Annotated in this window: 15 protein-coding genes; 5 read left to right on the top strand and 10 right to left on the bottom strand. The window is 71.8% G+C overall.

Going from position 1 to position 19693, the window contains the following annotated elements:
- Nucleotides 1–6 precede the first annotated feature (6 nt).
- The 3 genes from tig (at nucleotide 7) to KM842_RS08160 (ending at nucleotide 2823) form a co-directional block, all read left to right on the top strand.
- On the top strand, nucleotides 7–1350 hold the full coding sequence (gene tig / locus KM842_RS08170) for a trigger factor (protein ID WP_216257421.1): 1344 nt from the start codon (nucleotides 7–9) through the stop codon (nucleotides 1348–1350).
- Nucleotides 1351–1507: 157 nt separating this feature from the next.
- The gene (locus tag KM842_RS08165; protein ID WP_216257419.1) at nucleotides 1508–2137 is read left to right on the top strand and encodes an ATP-dependent Clp protease proteolytic subunit; all 630 of its coding nucleotides are present in this window, start codon (nucleotides 1508–1510) and stop codon (nucleotides 2135–2137) included.
- A 26-nt stretch (nucleotides 2138–2163) separates the two neighbouring features.
- Complete coding sequence (locus KM842_RS08160; protein ID WP_027464696.1) at nucleotides 2164–2823, top strand: ATP-dependent Clp protease proteolytic subunit; 660 nt, start codon at nucleotides 2164–2166, stop codon at nucleotides 2821–2823.
- 884 nt (nucleotides 2824–3707) lie between these two features.
- On the opposite strand, the gene KM842_RS08155 is transcribed toward KM842_RS08160, so the two are convergent.
- Together KM842_RS08155 and KM842_RS08150 are read right to left on the bottom strand one after the other, a co-directional pair.
- Entirely contained in the window at nucleotides 3708–4352 is a 645-nt protein-coding gene (locus KM842_RS08155) for a copper resistance CopC family protein (protein WP_216257418.1), read from the bottom strand.
- Nucleotides 4349–5104 (bottom strand): YcnI family copper-binding membrane protein, encoded by a 756-nt coding sequence (locus tag KM842_RS08150; RefSeq protein WP_216257416.1) that lies wholly within the window; start codon nucleotides 5102–5104, stop codon nucleotides 4349–4351. The genes KM842_RS08155 and KM842_RS08150 overlap by 4 nt, the downstream gene beginning before the upstream one ends.
- Nucleotides 5105–5291: 187 nt before the next feature.
- On the opposite strand from KM842_RS08150, the gene clpX reads away from it, so the two are divergent.
- Entirely contained in the window at nucleotides 5292–6572 is a 1281-nt protein-coding gene (clpX, locus tag KM842_RS08145; RefSeq protein ID WP_216257414.1) for an ATP-dependent Clp protease ATP-binding subunit ClpX, read from the top strand.
- A gap of 100 nt (nucleotides 6573–6672) precedes the next feature.
- Here clpX and KM842_RS08140 read toward each other — a convergent pair whose 3' ends face one another.
- From KM842_RS08140 to valS, 4 genes are all read right to left on the bottom strand, one after another.
- Nucleotides 6673–8700, bottom strand: coding sequence for a M3 family metallopeptidase (locus tag KM842_RS08140; RefSeq protein WP_216257412.1), 2028 nt, complete (start codon nucleotides 8698–8700; stop codon nucleotides 6673–6675).
- Between the two features lie 62 nt (nucleotides 8701–8762).
- Nucleotides 8763–9353, bottom strand: coding sequence for a TetR/AcrR family transcriptional regulator (locus KM842_RS08135; protein WP_216257410.1), 591 nt, complete (start codon nucleotides 9351–9353; stop codon nucleotides 8763–8765).
- A 130-nt stretch (nucleotides 9354–9483) separates the two neighbouring features.
- Nucleotides 9484–9735: a hypothetical protein gene (locus tag KM842_RS08130; protein WP_216257408.1), complete on the bottom strand. Its 252-nt coding sequence runs from the start codon at nucleotides 9733–9735 to the stop codon at nucleotides 9484–9486.
- A gap of 85 nt (nucleotides 9736–9820) precedes the next feature.
- On the bottom strand, nucleotides 9821–12418 hold the full coding sequence (gene valS / locus KM842_RS08125; RefSeq protein WP_253206047.1) for a valine--tRNA ligase: 2598 nt from the start codon (nucleotides 12416–12418) through the stop codon (nucleotides 9821–9823).
- Between the two features lie 274 nt (nucleotides 12419–12692).
- On the opposite strand from valS, the gene proP reads away from it, so the two are divergent.
- Nucleotides 12693–14276, top strand: coding sequence for a glycine betaine/L-proline transporter ProP (gene proP / locus KM842_RS08120; RefSeq protein ID WP_253206046.1), 1584 nt, complete (start codon nucleotides 12693–12695; stop codon nucleotides 14274–14276).
- A gap of 194 nt (nucleotides 14277–14470) precedes the next feature.
- Here the strand turns inward: proP and KM842_RS08115 are convergent, their stop codons facing one another.
- From KM842_RS08115 to KM842_RS08100, 4 genes are all read right to left on the bottom strand, one after another.
- Entirely contained in the window at nucleotides 14471–16051 is a 1581-nt protein-coding gene (locus KM842_RS08115) for an ABC transporter ATP-binding protein (protein ID WP_216257406.1), read from the bottom strand.
- On the bottom strand, nucleotides 16048–16920 hold the full coding sequence (locus KM842_RS08110) for an ABC transporter permease (protein WP_216257404.1): 873 nt from the start codon (nucleotides 16918–16920) through the stop codon (nucleotides 16048–16050). Before KM842_RS08110 ends, KM842_RS08115 begins: the two co-directional genes overlap by 4 nt.
- Nucleotides 16917–17948, bottom strand: a complete 1032-nt coding sequence (locus KM842_RS08105; RefSeq protein ID WP_253206045.1) for an ABC transporter permease — start codon at nucleotides 17946–17948, stop codon at nucleotides 16917–16919. Before KM842_RS08105 ends, KM842_RS08110 begins: the two co-directional genes overlap by 4 nt.
- Nucleotides 17949–18024: 76 nt before the next feature.
- Nucleotides 18025–19677: an ABC transporter substrate-binding protein gene (locus KM842_RS08100; protein WP_216257401.1), complete on the bottom strand. Its 1653-nt coding sequence runs from the start codon at nucleotides 19675–19677 to the stop codon at nucleotides 18025–18027.
- Nucleotides 19678–19693: the final 16 nt, after the last annotated feature.

The following is a 19693-nucleotide window of genomic DNA, read 5'->3' as shown; positions in this document are numbered from 1 at the left end:
CATCCCTTGGCCACCAGCACCGTCGACAAGGTGAGCGACACCCGCGTCAAGCTCACCGTGAACGTGACGCCGGAAGATCTCAAGCCGAGCATCGACCACGCGTACAAGCACATCGCCGAGCAGATCAACATCCCCGGCTTCCGCAAGGGCAAGGTCCCGCCGGCGATCGTCGACCAGCGCGTCGGCCGTGGCGAGGTCCTGAACCACGCCGTCGGCGACGCCATCGACACCTTCTACCGCCAGGCGGTGGACGAGCAGGAGCTGCGCATCCTCGGCCGTGCCGAGGCCGACGTCGCCGAACTGCCCAACGTTAAGGACTTCTCCGGCGACCTCGTCCTCACCTTCGAGGTGGACGTCCGCCCCGAGTTCGACCTCCCCGACTACGGCTCCTTCGAGCTCGAGGTCGACGAGGTCGAGGTCTCCGACGAGGAGATCGACGAGGAACTGCAGAACCTGCGCACCCGCTTCGGCACCCTCGTGACGGTCGACCGTCCGGCGACGTCCGGTGACTTCGCCCAGCTCGACCTGACCGCCACCATCGGTGACGACGAGGTCGACTCGGCCACCGGCGTCTCCTACGAGATCGGCTCCGGCGACCTGCTCGAGGGCATCGACGAGGCGCTCGAGTCCCTCACCGCAGGCGAGTCCACCACCTTCGAGTCGAAGCTCGTCGGTGGCGACCGCGAGGGCGAGACCGCTCAGATCGCCGTGACCGTCACCGCCGTCAAGGAGCGCGAGCTCCCCGAGGCCGACGACGAGTTCGCCCAGATCGCCAGCCAGTTCGACACGCTCGACGAGCTCAAGGCCGACCTCAAGGACCAGATCGCCAAGTCGAAGACCTTCGGCCAGGGCGCGGCGGCTCGCGACAAGCTCGTCGAGAAGCTCCTCGAGTCGGTGGAGATCCCGATCTCCGAGAAGCTCATCGAGGACGAGGTGCACCGTCACCTCGAGCAGGAGAACCGTCTCGAGGACGACGAGCACCGCAAGGAGGTCGCCGAGTCCAGCGAGAAGGCGTTCCGCTCGCAGATCCTGCTCGACTCCATCGCCGAGAAGGAGCAGATCCAGGTCTCGCAGGAGGAGCTCACGCAGTACCTCATCCAGGCCGCCTCGCAGTACGGCATGGAGCCCGCCGAGTTCATCAAGGTGATCGACCAGAACGGCCAGATCCCCGGCATGGTCGGCGAGGTCGCCCGCTCGAAGGCCGTCGCGACGGTCCTGTCGAAGGTCACCGTCAAGGACACCGCCGGCAACCCGGTCGACCTCTCCGCGTTCACCGCGGGTGTCGCCCAGGACGCCGACGTCGAGTCCGACGAGGCCGACGACGAGTCGGCCGAGGCCGACGCGAAGTAGTCGCGACCACCCTCACGGACAGGAGGCGCGGTGCCAGCTGGCACCGCGCCTCCTGTCCGTTCCCGCACCGGCTGACCGCCGACAGCGAACACACGAGACCGCGTGCGTTGCAACCGATAAGTTCGACAACAAGCGACAACTGAACGGGAGCTTTTCCATGGCCGAAGCAACACTGAACCCCAGTGTTTTTGACCGCCTTCTGAGAGACCGGATCGTGTGGCTCGGCTCCGAGGTCCGCGACGACAACTCGAACGAGATCGCAGCCAAGCTGCTGCTCCTCGCCGCCGAGGACCCTGAGAAGGACATCTACCTCTACATCAACTCGCCCGGTGGCTCGATCACCGCCGGCATGGCGATCTACGACACGATGCAGTTCGTGCCGAACGACATCGTCACGGTGGGCATCGGCCTCGCCGCCTCGATGGGGCAGTTCCTGCTCTCGTCCGGCACGCCCGGCAAGCGCTACATCACCCCGAACGCCCGCGTGCTCCTGCACCAGCCGTCCGGTGGCTTCGGCGGTACCGCCGCGGACATCCAGACGCAGGCGAAGGTCATCCTCGACATGAAGCAGCGGATGGCCGAGCTGACCGCCGAGCAGACCGGCAAGTCGATCGAGCAGATCCTCAAGGACAACGACCGCGACAACTGGTTCACGGCGCAGGAAGCCCTCGAGTACGGCTTCGTCGACCACCTCCGTGCCTCGTCCGCCGAGGTCATCGGCGGCGGCGGAACCGTCACCGACGGCGAGACGCCGACCCCGGCCGCCGAGCCCGACGCCCAGTCCTGATCCCCACCGAAGAAAAGGAATCGAGAATGCATCTCCCCATGCTCGGTGGCGCGCAGAACGTCCCGGCCCCGTCCAATCGGTACATCCTGCCGAGCTTCGAAGAGCGCACGGCCTACGGCTACAAGCGGCAGGACCCGTACGCGAAGCTCTTCGAGGACCGCATCGTGTTCCTCGGTGTCCAGGTCGACGACGCGTCGGCTGACGACGTCATGGCCCAGCTGCTCGTGCTCGAGTCGATGGACCCGGACCGCGACATCGTCATGTACATCAACTCGCCCGGTGGCTCGTTCACCGCGATGACGGCGATCTACGACACGATGCAGTACATCCGTCCGCAGATCCAGACCGTGTGCCTCGGTCAGGCTGCCTCGGCCGCGTCGGTGCTCCTCGCCGGTGGCACCCCGGGCAAGCGCCTGGCGCTCCCGAACGCCCGCGTGCTCATCCACCAGCCCGCGACCCAGCAGGGTGGCGGTCAGGCGTCCGACATCGAGATCCAGGCGGCGGAGATCCTCCGCATGCGCACCTGGCTCGAGGAGACGCTGTCGAAGCACTCGAACAAGACGCCGGAAGAGATCAACCACGACATCGAGCGCGACAAGATCATGTCCGCGCAGGAAGCGGTGGAGTACGGCCTGATCGACCAGGTCCTCACCAGCCGCAAGAACCTGCCGGCGCTGGTCAAGTAGCGCAGACGACGAAGGCCCCGTCCCGATCGGTACGGGGCCTTCGTCGTGCGCGGGCGTGCGGGCGGGCGGACGGGCGCGCGGGGCGCCGAGTGCGGTGGTCGGCGTGCGGTGAGCCCGCCGAGGTCGCACGTCCTGCCGCCGGACGGGCCGTGGTCCGGCCGTCCGCCCGCCGAGGTCGCACGTCCTGCCGCCGGACGGGCCGTGGTCCGGCCGCCCGCCCGCCGAGGTCGCACGTCCTGCCGCCGGACGGGCCGTGGTCCGGCCGATCGTGCGACTTCGACAGACTGCCGGCGGCGTGTCCTGCGACCTCGGGGAAGGGGCGCCAGCCAGGCCCAGCGGCGGCGTGCCCGTCGACGCCCGAACCGGGGCGGGGCCGAGGTCGCACGTTCTGCCGCCGGAAGGGCTTTCCTGCGGCCGATCGTGCGACCTCGGTGGACTGCTGGCGGCATGTCCTGCGACTTCGGCAGGGGGGCGGTCGAGCTGCAGCGGGATCGGGCGTCGCGTCGGGTCGTGCCGGGGCCGTTCGGCCGTCCGAACCGAGGCGGGGCCGAGGTCGCTCGTTCTGCCGCCGGAAGGGCTGTCGGGCGGCCGATCGTGCGACGTCGACGGTCGGGCGGCGGCGCGCTGCGCGACCTCGGCCGAACTCTGACGGCGCGTCGTGCGACCTCGGGGAAGGCGTAGCCGTCGGGGTCGGCGGTGTTGGGGTCTGTCGGCGCGAGGGGCGGGCGGGGCCCAGGTCGCCCGTTCTGCCGCCGGGAGGGCTGTCGGGCGGCCGATCGTGCGACGTCGACGGTCGGGCGGCGGCGGGGCGTGCGACCTCGGCGCCCGAAGGGCAGGGGCGCACCGGCCCCGCACGGCGCCGGGCCGCGCGGCCCCGGCGGGGTTTAGTCCTCGTCGCTGGCGGGGGCCGGGCGACGACGGACGAGCAGCAGCACGGCGACGACCGCGGCGACGACGACGATCCCGCCCGCGCCGATCCACAGCGCGTCGGACGCCGTCGACGAGGACTCGCCGGACTCCGTGCCCGTCGTCGTCGCAGCGGCCGACGAGCTCGCCCCGTCGGTCGCGCAGCTCGGCGGCTCGGCCGATCCCGTAGCGGGGGAGAAGCCGGCCGGGGCGTCCCAGGTGAAGTCGTACGAGTCCGAGACGGTGTGCCCGTCCGCCGAGATGATCTGCCACTCGACGGTGTACTTCCCCGAGTCGCCGAGCGCCGCCGCGGTGGACATGGTCGGCCCCTCGACGTCGACGCAGCCGTTCTCGAAGTACTTCCCGTCCGGACCGACGATGCGGTACGCGAACCCGGAGTCCGTGTCGCCGATGTCGAGCAGCCGGTCGTTCGTCGTGATGGCGAAGGTCTTCGGCAGGCTCGTCAGGGTGCTGTCGGCCGCGGGCGTCGCCGAGACGACGTAGTTGTGCGCACTGGCCGGGGCGGCGAGGCCGAGGACCGCACCGCCCGCGATCGCGAGGGCGGCGGCGGACGCGGCCCCGAGCCTCCCGGCCCGGCGTCGCGTCCGGTCAGCCGACCTCACTTGCTGCTGCCGCGTCGGCGTGTGGCCGCGACCGAGACGACGAGCGCGACCGCGCCGAGGAGCAGGCCGCCGAGCCCGAGGAACCGGCCCACCAGGTCCGGGTCCGCCGCCTCCGCCGTGGTCGAACTGGAGGCGGTGGTCGCCGCCGCCGCGTCGGACTCGGTCGACTCCGTGGTGCCGTGGGCGTGCTCGTCGCCGGCTGCGTCGGCCGCGGTGAGGGTGATGGCGGGGGCCGGGTGCTCCGGCTCGGCCTGGCCGGCCTTCGTCGCCTGGTCCCACTCGGTGGAGCCCGCTTCGCAGGTCTGCGTGACGGGCATCGACACCGTGTCGCCGGCCTTGCCGTCCGGCAGCGAGAACGAGAGCGAGAACGTGTCGCGCTCGTCGGCGGGGAGCGGGGTCTTCGCCGTGTAGGTGATGCTCGTGACGCGCTCGGCGGCGGCTTCGGCCTCGTCGTCGTCACCGGCGGCGGAGCTCGCGGCGGTGTAGGGCTCGGTCGCCTTCGAGATGGTCCAGTTCGGGTTGACGGTCGGCGTGACCTCGATCACGGACTCGGGCACGTGGAACCGGAGCTTCGTCGTGGGGGAGCCGTCGCAGCCGTGCGGCACCGAGAAGGTGACCGTGGTGTACGAGTTGGCGGCCGTCGAGGTGGCTTCCGCCTCGACGTGGGCGCTGGCCGAGGCGGCGGTGCCGAGGACGATCGCGGCGGCGACACCGAGGGTCGCGACGCCACCGGCGGCGAGGCGCTTCTGCATGGTTCCTCCAGGGAGCCCGTTCTCTACAACTTGTAGAGCAACGGGGTCCACGCTACCAGTCCCGGGACGCCGTGGGCGAACGCGGCCAGGGGTCCCCGACTGTGTCACCGGATGCGGTTAGGCTCGGTGACACGACGACCTCGTGTACCGCACTGGCGGCGCACGTCGACCAGGGAAGGCCGAGAGCATGGCACGCATCGGAGAGAGCGCCGACCTCCTGAAGTGCTCCTTCTGTGGGAAGAGCCAGAAGCAGGTGCAGCAGCTGATCGCCGGTCCCGGCGTCTACATCTGCGACGAATGCGTCGAACTCTGCAACGAGATCATCGAGGAGCGCCTGGCCGAAGCCGGCGAGGACACCGGCAGCGGCGAGTTCGACCTGCCGAAGCCGCGCGAGATCTTCGACTTCCTGCAGGAGTACGTCATCGGGCAGGACCCGGCGAAGCGTGCACTCGCGGTCGCCGTCTACAACCACTACAAGCGCATCCGGGCGCAGGGGCAGATCACCGCCGCCGAGGACCGCGACGACGTCGAGATCGCCAAGTCGAACATCCTGCTCATCGGCCCGACCGGCTGCGGCAAGACGTACCTGGCGCAGACCCTCGCCAAGCGCCTCAACGTGCCGTTCGCCGTCGCCGACGCCACGGCCCTGACCGAGGCCGGCTACGTGGGCGAGGACGTCGAGAACATCCTCCTCAAGCTCATCCAGGCAGCCGACTACGACGTCAAGCGTGCCGAGACCGGCATCATCTACATCGACGAGGTCGACAAGATCGCGCGGAAGGCCGAGAACCCCTCGATCACGCGCGACGTCTCGGGCGAGGGCGTCCAGCAGGCGCTGCTCAAGATCCTCGAGGGCACCGTCGCCTCGGTCCCGCCGCAGGGCGGTCGGAAGCACCCGCACCAGGAGTTCATCCAGATCGACACGACGAACGTGCTGTTCATCGTGGCCGGGGCGTTCGCCGGGCTCGAGGAGATCGTGTCCTCCCGCGTCGGGAAGCACGGCATCGGGTTCGGTGCGCAGCTCCACAGCCCGCTCGACCAGCAGGACCTGTACGCCGACGTCCTGCCGGAGGACCTGCACAAGTTCGGCCTGATCCCCGAGTTCATCGGCCGTCTGCCGGTCGTCACCACGGTGTCGAAGCTCGACCAGGCCGCGCTCATGCAGATCCTGACCGAGCCGAAGAACGCCCTCGTGCGGCAGTACCAGCGCATGTTCCAGATCGACGGCGTCGAGCTCGAGTTCGACCAGGGCGCGCTCGAGGCCATCGCTGACCTCGCCGTCCTGCGCCAGACCGGTGCCCGCGGCCTCCGCGCGATCATGGAAGAGGTCCTCGGGCCGATCATGTTCGACGTGCCCTCGGACGACGACGTCGCCCGCGTGGTCATCACGCGCGAGTCGGTGCTCGAGAACGCGGCGCCGACGATCGTGCCGCGGTCGCAGCCGAAGCGCGTCGAGAAGTCCGCGTAGCCGCGGCGGCGCCCGACGTCCGGATCGCGCCCCACCACGAACATCGCGCCCCGTTCCGACGGGGCGCGATGTTCGTAGCGGGGCGCAGAAGCGCCGCGCCCTACTCGAGCCCGCGGCGACGCAGCAGCGGCCCGACCTCGGCGTCGCGGCCCCGGAACTCCCGGTAGGCCTCGAGCGGGTCCTTCGCACCGCCGACGCCCAGGAGCATTCGGGCGAACCGCTCCCCGGCCTCGCGTGACAACCCACCGTGCTCGCGGAACCACTCCACCGTGTCGGCGTCGAGTACCTCGCTCCAGATGTACCCGTAGTAGCCCGCGTCGTACCCGCCCGAGAACGTGTGGGCGAAGTACGTCGACGAGTAGCGCGGCGGGACGGCCGGGGCGTCGATGCCCGCGTCGGCCAGGGCTCGGCGTTCGAAGTCCTCGACGTCGGTGACCGCGGCGGCCTCCGCGGCGGTGAGCCGGTGCCACGCCTGGTCGAGCAGTGCGGCGGCCAGGTACTCGGTCGTGCCGAACCCCTCGTTGAACCCGGCGGAGTCGCTCAGCCCGAGCACGAGCTCGGGAGGCATCGGTTCGCCGGTCTCGTGGTGCTTCGCGTAGTTCGCCAGGACCGAGGGCCAGGTCACCCACATCTCGTTGACCTGCGACGGGAACTCGACGAAGTCCCGCTCGACGTTCGTCCCGGAGAACCGCGGGTACGTCGTCCGCGCGACGAGCCCGTGCAGCGCGTGCCCGAACTCGTGGAACAGCGTCTCGACCTCGTCCTGCGTGAGGAGTGTGTCCGAGCCCGCGGCCGGCTTCGGCACGTTGAGGTTGTTCACGACGACGGGCAGCGTGCCGAGCAGGTGCGACTGCTCGACGACCGGGTTCATCCACGCGCCGCCCCGCTTGCCGTCCCGCGTGTACAGGTCGAGCAGGTACAGGCCCACGGGCTCGTCGTCCTCGTCGGTAACCTCGAAGACCCGCACGTCGGCGTTGTAGCCGTGCAGGTCGGGGCGCTCGGCGAACCGCAGCCCGTACAGTGCCGACGCAGCGTGGAAGACCCCGTCGACCAGGACGCGGTCGGCCTCCAGGTAGGGACGGAGCCCGCTGCTGTCCGCGGCGAACTGCTCCCCGCGGAGGACCTCGGTCGCGTACGCCCAGTCCCACGACTCGACCTCGAAGCCGACGGTCTGCGAGCGGACGGCCCGTTCGTCGCGGGCGTTCGCTGTGGCGGCGGTGACGAGCGACGAGAGCAGACCGGCCACGGCCTCCGGGTCGCCGGCGGTCTCGTCCGCGGTGACGACCGACGCGTGGTCGCGGAAGCCGAGCAGCTCGGCGCGTTCGGCGCGCAGCCGGACGATGCGGAGCAGCACGTCGCGGTTGTCGAACGCGTTGCCACGGCGCCCACGCGAGAGCGACGCCTCCATGATCCGCTGCCGCAGCGCCCGGTCGGTGAGCGCGGCGAGCCACGGGTGCCCGGTGTAGAGCGGCAGGGTGACGAGCCAGCCGTCCAGACCACGGTCGGCGGCTGCACCGGCGGCGGCGGACTTCGCGCCGTCGTCGAGGCCAGCGAGCTCTGCCTCGTCGGTGACGTGCACGGCGGCGTCGTTCGTGTCCTCGAGCAGGTTCCGCTCGAACGTCGTGGTCAGCGACGACAGTTCCTGGTTGATCGCGGTCAGGCGTTCCTTGCCCGTCGCGTCGAGTCCGGCGCCCGCCAGGGTCATCTCGGTGTGCGTGCGGTCGACGAGGCGCCGGTCCTCGTCGGACAGGCCCTCGACACCGTCCAGGTCGTCGTGGACGGCCTGCACGCGCGCGAAGAGACGGGCGTCGAGGACGATGGCGTCGCGGTGTGCGGCGAGCAGCGGGGACAGCTCGGCCTCGAGGTCGCGCAGCTCGTCGGTGGAGTCCGCCGAGGTGACGGTGGAGAAGACCATCTCGACGCGCTGCAGCAGCTGCCCGGAGCGCTCGAGCGCTACCAGGGTGTTCTCGAACGTCGGCGGGTGCGGGTCCGTGGCGATCGCTTCGACCTCCGCCCGGTGCTCGGCCATGCCCGCGTCGAACGCGGGCCGGTAGTGCTCGGTCCGTACGTCGTCGAACGGGGGGAGGGCGTAGGGGAGGGTGCTCGGTCCATCGAACGGAGTGGCCATCGCCCCAACCTAGCGACGGATGTGTGCGGCCGTCCCGGGCCGGACCGGACGACCGTCGGGGCTCAGCGAGTCGCGGCGTCGATGAGCACCGCCGCTGCCCGGCGCGCGTGCACGGCCGCGTCGGCGGTCCCGGCGATGGCGGCGGTGGTCTGCGCGCCCTCGGCGAGGAGTGCGAGCTGCGCCGCGAGCTCCTCGGCACGGTCGGCGTCCGCGACGGCGTGGGCGGCGATGTCCGCGATGAAGCGCTGGAACGAGTCCTTGTGGTCGCGTGCGATCTCGGCGATCGCGGGGGAGGTCGCCCCGAGCTCCCCGAACGCGTTGATGAAGCCGCACCCGCGGAAGGTCTCGTCGCCGAACCAGGACTCGAGGAAGTCGTACACGGCGAGCAGTTCGTCGCGCGGGGTCTCCGCCGCGTCGACGGCCGTCCGTATGCCCTGCTCCCAGAGCTCGTGGCGGCCGGTCAGGACCGCTGCGATGAGCTGCTCCTTGCCGGGGAACGCCGCGTACAGCTTCTTCAACGAGACGCCCGCCGTCGAGCGGATCTCGTCCATGCCGACCGCCTGGATGCCGCGCGCGTAGAACAGCGCGTCGGCGGTCTCGACGATGCGTGCCGTCGTCTCGGGCTCGACCGCGGTCGCTGTGCTCGTCGCCATGCCCGTCACCTCCGGCTCGTCCCGTCGTCCACCCGGTCCTGCCGGGAACGGTCCACCCGGTCCCGCCGGGAACGGACGTTCTCGATCGTACTCCGCCAGGGCACCGAGCACCCCGGCCCGGACGGCGGGCTCAGTCCTCGGACCCGGCGTCGTCCGGGTCCGTCACCTGCGCGTGCCCCAGCGGATCGAGGTGGATCGACGTGCCGTCGTCCAGCTCCACCATCGGCTTGCCCTCGAGGTACGTGAGCGTCCACCGCCACGTCGAGGCGTCGACCGACTCGGCGGCCAGGTCGTCCTCGACCCCGCGCACGGCGACGACCATCGTCTCGGGCAGTCGCTCGGGCGGCTCCGCACCGACGTTCCATCTCGTCCCCAGCTGCATGCGCGCCTCCAGTCGTGTCGGGGGCGGAACGCAGGACGCCCCGCCCGAGTCTCCACGGTAACGGGGCGTCCTGCGTGCGGTCCGGCTACGCCGAGGGCTGCTCCGCCAGCTCGATCTCGACGACGGCGAAGTCGTCGCCGTCGACGAACGACAGGTCCTGGATGCGGCCGACGGCCGCCAGGTCCACCGCTGCGCGCTCGACGAGCTGGCGCACGCCGGCCGGCGTCTGCAGGACGGCCCGGGTCACGGGCGTCTTCTGGGACGCCTTCGCCGCCGTCTTGGCACCACGGATGCCGATGAGCGCCTGCCCGACCGCGGCGAGCAGGCCCGTCTCGGCCTGGTCGACCGGCAGGTCGGCGCGCGTCGGCCAGGAGGCCCGGTGCACGCTGGTCTCGTGGGTCCAGGCCCACACCTCCTCGGTCGCGTACGGGAGGAACGGCGCCAGCAGGCGGAGGAGCACGTCGATCGCGCCGCGGAGCGCGAGGACCGCGCTCGCCTGCGTCTCGTGGCTCGCGTCGGGGGCGGTGCCGTAGGCACGCTCCTTGACGAGCTCGAGGTAGTCGTCGCAGAAGGTCCAGAAGAACCGCTCGGTGACCTCGAGCGCGCGGGCGTGGTCGTACCCGTCGAACGCGGCCGTGGCCTGGTCGACGACCGAGCCGAGGGCCGCGAGCATGTCGACGTCGAGCGCCTCGGTCACCTGGTGGGCGCCGGTCGGCAGCTCGAAGCCGTACACGAACTTCGCCGCGTTGAGCACCTTGATCGCCAGGCGACGGCCGACCTTGATCTGCTTCGGGTTCTGCGGGTCGAACGCCGCGTCGGTGCCGAGCTTCGACGAGGCCGCCCAGTACCGGACCGCGTCCGCGCCGTGCGCCTCGAGGATGGACAGCGGCGTGACGACGTTGCCCTTCGACTTCGACATCTTCTTGCGGTCGGGATCGACGATGAAGCCGGAGATCGACGCGTTCCGCCACGGCACGACGTCGGCCTCGAGCTGGCTGCGGAGCACGGTCGTGAACAGCCACGTGCGGATGATGTCCTGGGCCTGCGGGCGGACGTCGTAGGGGTACACGAGGTCGTAGAGGGCGGGGTCGGTCTCCCACTTGCCCGCGAGCTGCGGGGTGAGCGACGACGTGGCCCAGGTGTCCATCACGTCGAGTTCGCCCTGGAAGCCGCCGGCGACACCGCGCTGCGACTCGTCGTACCCGGGTGCCGGGTCGGACGACGGGTCGACGGGAAGCTGCGCCTCGGTCGGGACGATCGGCTGGTCGAACACCGGGTTGCCGTCGGCGTCGAGCGGGTACCAGACCGGGATCGGCACACCGAAGAAGCGCTGGCGCGAGATGAGCCAGTCGCCGGACAGGCCACCGACCCAGTTGTCGTACCGGACCTTCATGAAGTCGGGGTGGAAGGCGATCTGCTCACCACGCTCGAGCAGCGTCGACCGGAGCTGCTCGTCGCGGGCGCCGTTCACCACGTACCACTGGCGGGTGGAGACGATCTCGAGCGGCTTGTCGCCCTTCTCGAAGAACTTCACCGGGTGGTTGATCGTCTTCACGTCGCCGACGAGCTCGCCGGACTCGGTCAGGGCGTCCACGACGACCTTCTTGGCGGAGAACACCGTCTTGCCGGCCATCTCGGCGTAGAGCGCCCGGCCCTGCTCGGACTCGATCCACGCGGGCTCCTCGGAGCGGATGCGGCCGTCGAAGCCGATCACGGAGCGGTTCGGCAGCTGCAGCTCGCGCCACCACACGACGTCGGTGGTGTCACCGAAGGTGCAGATCATCGCGATGCCCGCGCCCTTGTCCTTCTGCGCGAGGTGGTGGGCGAGCACCGGGACCTCGACGTCGAACAGCGGGGAGCGCACGGTCGTGCCGAAGAGGTCCTGGAAGCGCTCGTCGTCCGGGTGCGCGACGAGGGCGACGCACGCCGGCAGGAGCTCGGGACGGGTGGTCTGGATGACGACGTCACCGCTGCCGTCCGACTTGTGGAAGGCGAGGCCGTGGTAGGCGCCCGGCATCTCCTTGTCCTCGAGCTCGGCCTGCGCGACCGCGGTGCGGAAGGTGACGTCCCAGAGCGTGGGGGCGTCGGCCTGGTAGGCCTCGCCGCGCTCGAGGTTGCGGAGGAAGGCACGCTGCGCACTCGCCCGCGACGTCGCGTCGATCGTGCGGTAGGACTGCGTCCAGTCGACGGAGAGGCCGAGGGTGCGGAAGAGCTCCTCGAACTGCTGCTCGTCCTGCACGGTCAGCTGGTCGCACAGCTCGATGAAGTTGCGGCGCGAGATCGGCAGCTGGTCGGCTGCCTTGCTCGACTTGCCGTCGCCGCCCTCGAACGGCGGCGTGAAGTCGGGGTCGTACGGCAGCGACGGGTCGCAGCGGACGCCGTAGTAGTTCTGCACCCGGCGCTCGGTCGGCAGGCCGTTGTCGTCCCAGCCCATCGGGTAGAAGACGTGCTTGCCGCGCATGCGCTCGAACCGGGCCTTGAGGTCGGTGTGCGTGTACGAGAACACGTGCCCGATGTGCAGCGACCCGGAGGCGGTCGGCGGCGGGGTGTCGATCGAGTAGACGGCGGACCGGTCACCGGCGGCGTCGCGGTCGAAGCGGTAGGTGCCGTCCTGCTCCCACTGCGGTCCCCAGACCTGCTCGAGTCCGTCCACCGATGGCTTGTCGGGCATGGGCTTGGTCATGGCTGCGCCTTCCGTTCGTATGTGCGGCACCGAGTCCGTGATGAGGTGCCTGAGTGTCGCCGCGGCCGGGGGACGTGGTGTCCGGGTGGCCGCGGTGGCCTCCAGCGTAGCGGTCGGGCCGTCCGTCGAGCCTGCCACCCGGCACTGACATGTCAGGCGGCTGGAGCGACCTGCTAGGCTTCCTGGGTTTGTCCGGCGAGCGCGGCTCGCGGGTCGCCAGTGTCGCCGTCTCGTCGGACGCCCGAAGGACGCACAGCACACCGGAGGAACACACTTGCCAGCCAACGACTCACCGAAGCAGCACGGGGACCGCCCCCTGCGCACCAAGGGCGCCGTCAAGCGCGCACGCCGCAAGCTCACCGAGGACGACGTCACCGTCGTCGAGGAGTCCCTGCTCAAGCGCGCCGTCGCAGCCGCCGCACTCGGCAACGCGATGGAGTGGTTCGACTTCGGCATCTTCGCCTACCTCACGGTCACCATCTCGAAGGTGTTCCTGCCGGCGGGCGACCCGACCTCGAACCTCGTCGCCACGTTCGGCTTCTTCGCCGCGGCGTTCATCGTCCGTCCGATCGGTGGCGCCGTCTTCGGCCCGATCGGGGACAAGATCGGCCGCCAGAAGGTCCTCGCCCTGACGATGATCCTGATGGCCGCGGGCACGCTCATGATCGGCCTGATCCCGTCCTACGACACGATCGGCTTCTGGGCGCCCGTGCTGCTGCTCGTCGCCCGCTTCGTGCAAGGCTTCTCGACCGGTGGTGAGTACGGCGGCGCAGCGACCTTCATCGCCGAGTACTCGCCGGACAAGCGCCGTGGCTTCATGGGCTCGTGGCTCGAGTTCGGCACGCTCGCCGGGTACGTCCTCGGCGCGTCGATCGTCACCGTGCTGCAGTACGCGATGCCCGAGGAGACCCTGCTCAGCTGGGGCTGGCGAATCCCGTTCATCGTCGCCGGTCCGCTCGGGCTCATCGGGCTCTACCTGCGCCTCAAGCTCGAGGAGACCCCGGCCTTCCAAAAGCAGCAGGAGCAGGCGGCCGAGCGCGAGTCGCAGAAGACGCCGTTCCTCAAGCTCTTCGCCGAGAACTGGCGCTCGCTCATCGTCTGCATCGGTCTGGTCCTCGTGTTCAACGTGACCGACTACATGCTGCTGTCGTACATGCCGACCTACCTCGAGACGAACCTCGGCCAGAACGCGACCTTCGGCCTGATCCTCATCGTCATCGTGATGATCCTGATGATGGTCGTCATCACGTTCGGCGGGCGGCTGTCCGACAAGTTCGGCCGTCGTCCCGTGCTCGCCGCGGGCTGCATCGGCTTCATCGTGCTGTCCTGGCCGGCGCTCAAGCTCGTGCAGACCGGCTCCGGCCCCGGGGTCTTCTTCGGCCTGCTCATCCTCGGCCTGGTCCTGGTGACGTTCACCTCGACCATGCCGTCGACGCTCCCCGCGCTGTTCCCGACGATCATCCGTTACGGTGCCCTGGCCATCGCGTTCAACGTGTCGGTGTCGCTGTTCGGCGGGACGACCCCGCTGGCCACGCAGGCACTCATCGCCGGCGCGAAGGACGCGGGCTACGGGTGGGCCGAGGACATCCCGGCGTTCTACCTCATGCTCGCCGCCGTCATCGGCCTGGTCGCGGTCTACTTCACCAAGGAGACCGCCAGCTCCCCGCTCATGGGCTCCGGCCCGACGGTCGCGCACGAGGACGAGATCGCCGACGTCATCAAGGACTACAACGACCCGAGCTCGGAGCTCGCGCAGTCCGACTGGGCGAAGGACTTCTCGACCAGCCAGATGCCGGTCGTGTCGGCCGACGGCCCGGTCGGCGACGGCTCGCCGGACAAGGCGTCCGCCGGCTCCTGACCGGCCGCACCACCCGCCTGGAGGCCCGACCCGCGTTCCGCAGGTCGGGCCTCCTCGTGTGTCCGCCCACCCATGCGCCGCTGGCGCGGGCCGAGCCTCGCGCTGCGCGACGGCCCTCGCGGCTCGCACCGCGAGGGCTGTCGCCCAGCGCGAAGTGCACGGCCGCACCGGCCGCACCGCCGCGGGGCCGCCCGTCAGGCCGCGGGCCCGGCGGCGAGCTGCGCCGCAGCCCGCACGAGCCGCGCGGTGACCTCGTGCGTCGGCCGCGCGAACACGGCGTCGGTCGCCCCGCGCTCGACGACGGCGCCGCGGTGGACGACCAACACCTCGTCGGCGAGCCGCCGGACGGCACGCAGGTCGTGCGACACGAACACCATCGCCACCCCGGTCTCGTCGCGCAGGCGTTCCAACAGCCCGAGCACGGCGTCCTGGACGGTCGCGTCGAGGGCGGTGACGGGCTCGTCGAGCACCATCACCTCGGGCGCGGTGGCGAGCGCTCGGGCGATGGCGAGTCGCTGGCGTTGCCCGCCCGACAGGGTCCGGGGCGAGCGGCGCCGGAGCACGGGGTCGAGCCCGACCTGCCGCAGGGCCGCGTCCACCCGGTCGCCGAGCTCCCCGGACGCGCGGCGGACGGCACCACGGGTCAGTGCATCGGCGAGGACCCGTTCCACGGTCCACCGCTCGTCGAAGGTCGCGCCCGGGTCCTGCACCACGGCGGCGATCCGGTGCCGCCTGGGCCGCCGGTCCCGTTCCGACAGCGGTGCCCACGGTTCGTCGTCGAGCGTGATGGTGCCGTCGTCGGGGGTCTCGAGCCCGAGGAGCATGCGGACGATGGTGGTCTTGCCGGAGCCGGACGCCCCGACGACCCCGAGCACCCGACCCGGGGCGACGCCGAGGGACACGTCGGCGACCGCGGGGACGTCGTCGTAGCTCCGGCGCAGGTGGTCGGCCGCGAGGACCGGGACGACGGTGGCCTCCGGCTGCGGGCGGACCGGGCGCGGCTGCTCGGCGGCCCGCGCCGCCCGCACGAGCGCCTGCGTGGCCGGGTGCTCGGGGGAGCCGAGGACCTCGGCGGTCCGCCCGGCCTCGACCACGCGCCCACCGTCGACCACCACGACCCGGTCGGCCCACCCGGCGACGAGGCCCAGGTCGTGCGTCACGACGAGCACGCCGGTCCCATCGCGCTGGGCGGCCCGCAGCTGCTCCATCACGGTCAGGGCGATGCCGGCGTCGAGCGCGGTGGTCGGTTCGTCGGCCACCAGGAGCGACGGTCGACCGATCGTCGCCGCGGCGATGAGCGCACGCTGCCGCATCCCACCCGACAGGGTCCCGGCGGTCCGGCCGTCGGTGGCCAGGGCGGGGTCGAGTCCGACGGCCTCGAGACCGGCCCGGACCGCCTCCACGCGGTCCCGCGCCGACAGGTCCGTGTGCAGCCGGAGTGCGTCGGCGACCTCGCGCCCGACGGGACGGAGCGGGTCGAGCGCCCCCAGCGCCTCCTGGCCGACGTAGCCGACGTGTCGTCCGCGGATCCGCCGCCACCGTCGCTCGGGCAGCCCCCGGACGTCCTGGTCGGCCACCGTCAGCCGGTCGGCGGTGACGTCGGCTCCGTCGGCGGACAGGCCGAGCGCCGCGCGGACGGTGACGGACTTGCCCGAGCCGGACGCCCCGACGAGGGCGACGCACTCGCCGGCGGCGACCTGCAGGCCGACGTCGGTGACCACGGCGGTGCCGCCGATGCGGACCGACAGCCCGGCGACGTCGAGGACGGCGCTCACCGGGCCACCCCGAGGCGACGGAGGGCACGCCCGAGCACCGTCACCGCGGTGGCGAGGACCACGATCGCGAGCCCCGGGAACGTGCTCATCCAGGGCGCGGTCTGCAGGTAGGTGCGGCCGTCGGCGAGCATCGCGCCCCACTCCGGCGCGGGCGGCGGCGTCCCGACCCCGAGGTAGCTCAGCGCCGAGGCCCAGACCACCGCCTGGCCGATGCCGAGCGTCCCCACGGCGAGGATCGGCCACAGCGCGGCGGGCAGCACGTGCCGCACGACGACGACGGCGGGGGAGCGGCCGAGCAGCACGGCCGTCTCGACCACCTGCGAGGACCGCGCCGTGCGCACCAGTCCGCGCACGATGCGGGCGTAGCCGGGGGCGGTCGCGAACCCGACGGCGAGCATCGCCGGCACCGGTCCGGGGCCCGTCACCGCGATGACGACGAGCGCGACCAGGAGCAGCGGGAGGGCGAAGGCGACCTCGGTCACCCGACCGACCACCGCGTCGACGAACCGCCCGCCGAGGCCGGCGAGGACACCGAGCACGATGCCGACCCCGCCGCCGACGAGCGTCGCGACGACCCCCACCAGGAGCGATGCCCGGGTGCCCGCGACCACCCGTGCCAGGACGTCCCGACCGGACTCGTCGGTGCCGAACGGACTCCGCCACGACGGCGCCTGCAGCGCGTCGGACGGGTGCACCGCGAGCGGGTGCGCACCGCCGAGCAGCGCCGGCCACACCGCCGCGACGACGGCGACCGCCACCACGACGGCTGCGACCGTCCCGGCCGGCCCGAGCGTCCCCCCACGGAATCGCTCGGACCGGGCACGGACGGCCGCCCCGGCCGGGAGGCGCGGGTCGGCGATGCCGCTCACCGCGCCACCGTCCCGTCCCACGCCGCGTCGGGGTCTGCGGTGGCGGACCGGACGACGTCCGACCCGCCCGGCCCGTCGGCACCCCGCGGACCCGGTCGGCCGGCGCCCCGGGGGCCCGACCGGTCCGCGCCCCGAGGGTCGACGGCCCGTTCGACCAGGTCCGCCACCGCGAGCACCACGACGTAGGCCGCAGCCGACACGAGGGCGATCCCGGCGACGAGCGGCATGTCCCGCTGCGTGACCGCGGTCACGAGCGCGCGGCCGATCCCGGGCAGCGCGAACACCGACTCGACGACCACGGCGCCGGACACCAGCGACCCGAAGGCCCAGGCGGACAGGCCGATGCCGGGGAGCGCGGCGTGCCGGAGCAGGTGCCGACCGAACAGGCCCGCGCGGGACTCACCCCGACCCCGTGCGGCCAGGGCGAAGGCCGAGCGCTGCGCGTCGACCACGCCGTCCCGCACCGTCTCGGCGAGGTACCCGGCGACCGGGACCGCGACGACCAGCACGGGCAGGACCCATCCCCGGACCGTGCCGTCGCTGACCGCCGGCACCCACCCCAGGCTCGTCGCGAACACCACGATGAGCACGCTGCCGAGCCAGAAGTGCGGCACGACGCTCGCCGTCACGGACAATCCGGTGGTCAGGAGCGCCGCGACCCGGCCGCGCTGGGTCGACCACCACGCCGCCATGACCGCGAGCACCCAGGCGACGACGAGCCCCGCGACCGCCAGGGTCAGCGTGACCGGGAGCTGCTGCGCCAGGAGCGTCGACACCGGCGTGCGGAACGCGTACGAGTCGCCGAGCTGCCCGGTGGCCAGGCGGCCGAGGAACACCGCGTACTGCACGAGCACCGGCTGGTCGAGGCCGTACTCGGCGCGGACCTGCGCGACCGCCTCGGCCGAGGCCTGCGAGCCCGGCCCGCCGAGGATCGCGAGGGCCGGGTCTCCGGGGATCAGGCGGATCGCGACGAACACGATCGTGGCGACCGCCCAGAGGACCCCGACGCCGCCGAGGAGCCTGCGCACGACCCAGCGCGCCCACCCCGCGCGGGGTGGGCGGCGCGTCGGACGCGCGCCGGGCCTCCTGGACGTCACCGGGTGGTCAGCGCGCGATCCACGCCGTGCCGAACCACGGGGTGGAGACGGAGGTCGTCGCGATGTCGTGCACCGACGAGCGGTACAGGAAGTGGTTCTGCTGGTCGTAGAGCGGCAGGACCGTGCGGCTCTCGAGGATCGTCTTCTGTGCCTGCTCCACCAGGTCGGCGCGTTCGGACGCGTCCGCGGTCTGCGCCGCCCGCTGCAGCAGCTCGTCGAGCGCCGGGTCGTCGAGCTGCGCGAGGTTCGCGAAGTAGCCGGACGGAGCGGGGGTGATCGACGCGGAGTCGTAGAGGATGCGCAGGACGTCCGGCCCGACCTTCGTGTACGGAGCGCTCACGACGTCGTACTGGTTCTTCGCCAGGGCGGCGTACCAGCTGGACAGGTCGAGCTCCTGCAGGTCGACCTTGATGCCGACCTCGGCCTCGGAGGCCTGGATCTGCTGGAACAGGCTGCGCTCCGCGGGCACCGACTGGTTCGTCGAGACCGGGAAGGTGACGGTGAGCTCCTTGCCGTCCTTCTCGCGGACACCGTCGGCGTTCGTCCGCCAGCCGGCCTCGTCGAGCAGACGCTCCGCCTCGGACGGGTCGTACGCGAAGAGCGACTCGTCGGAGTACGCCGTCGGCTCGACGCTGGACAGGACCGAGTACGAGCGCTTCGCGGTCCCGAGGAACAGCGACTGCAGGCCCGGGTCGATCTCGGCGGCGGCGATGAACGCCTTGCGGACCGCCTCGTCGCGGAAGACGCCGTGCCCGGAGTTCAGCTCGAGCCGGTTGGACGCGCCGGGTCGCGGGGCGTCGAGGTCGCGGACGGCGCCCTTCGCGGACGCGGCCTTCAGCTGGTCCGGCTGCGCGTTGTCGATGACGTCCACCTGACCGGACTGCAGGGCCGCGTACCGGGACGTCGAGTCCGGCAGGAAGCGCCACGTCAGGCCGTCGAGCCGGGGCTTCGTGGTCGACCCGCCCAGCGGCGTGTAATCGGCGTTGCGCTCGAGGGTGACGCGGTCGCCGTGCTTCCAGCCGGTGATCGCGAACGGGCCGGTGCCGACCGGGGACTCGCAGTTGGTGGCCTGATCGCGCTCGAGGGCCTTCGGCGACTCCATGCCGACCCAGGGCTGCGAGAACGACTCGAGGAGTGCGGCGTCCGGGCGGCTGAGCGCGAGCGTGACCGTCGTGTCGTCGGTCGCGGTCGCCTTCTCGACGGACTGGAGGGCGAGGTACCCGGTGCTCGACGCCGTCGCCGGGTCCTGCACGTGCTCGATGTTCGCCACCACGGCCGCGGCGTCGAACGGCGTGCCGTCGCTGAAGCTGACGTCGTCGCGGAGCGTGAAGGTGAGCGTCCTGCCGTCGTCGCTCGTCGTCCACTTCGTCGCGAGCTCGGGCGTCGGTCCGCCGTCGGCGTCGAGCCCGACGAGCTCCTCGACGTACTGCGTCGCCAGGAGGGCCTGCGGGTAGTTGCCGCCGACGTGCGGGTCGAGACAGGCCGGTTCGGCGTCGCCCGACGCGTACGTGAGCGTCCCCCCGCGCACCGGCGTGCTGCCGGCACCGGGGGTGCCGCCGCCGGAGCAGGCGGTGACGGCCAGGAGGATCGTGGCAGCGCCGGCGACGCCCGTCACGATGCGCCGCAGCGCCGGGTTTTTCTGTACTGGGTCCAAGATCATGGCTGGGCGAGTCTAG

This window comes from Curtobacterium sp. L6-1, assembly GCF_018885305.1.
GTDB classification, from domain to species: Bacteria; Actinomycetota; Actinomycetes; order Actinomycetales; family Microbacteriaceae; genus Curtobacterium; species Curtobacterium aetherium.
Note: the sequence above shows the minus strand (reverse complement) of the source record. Positions and strands in the feature narration are given on the sequence as shown.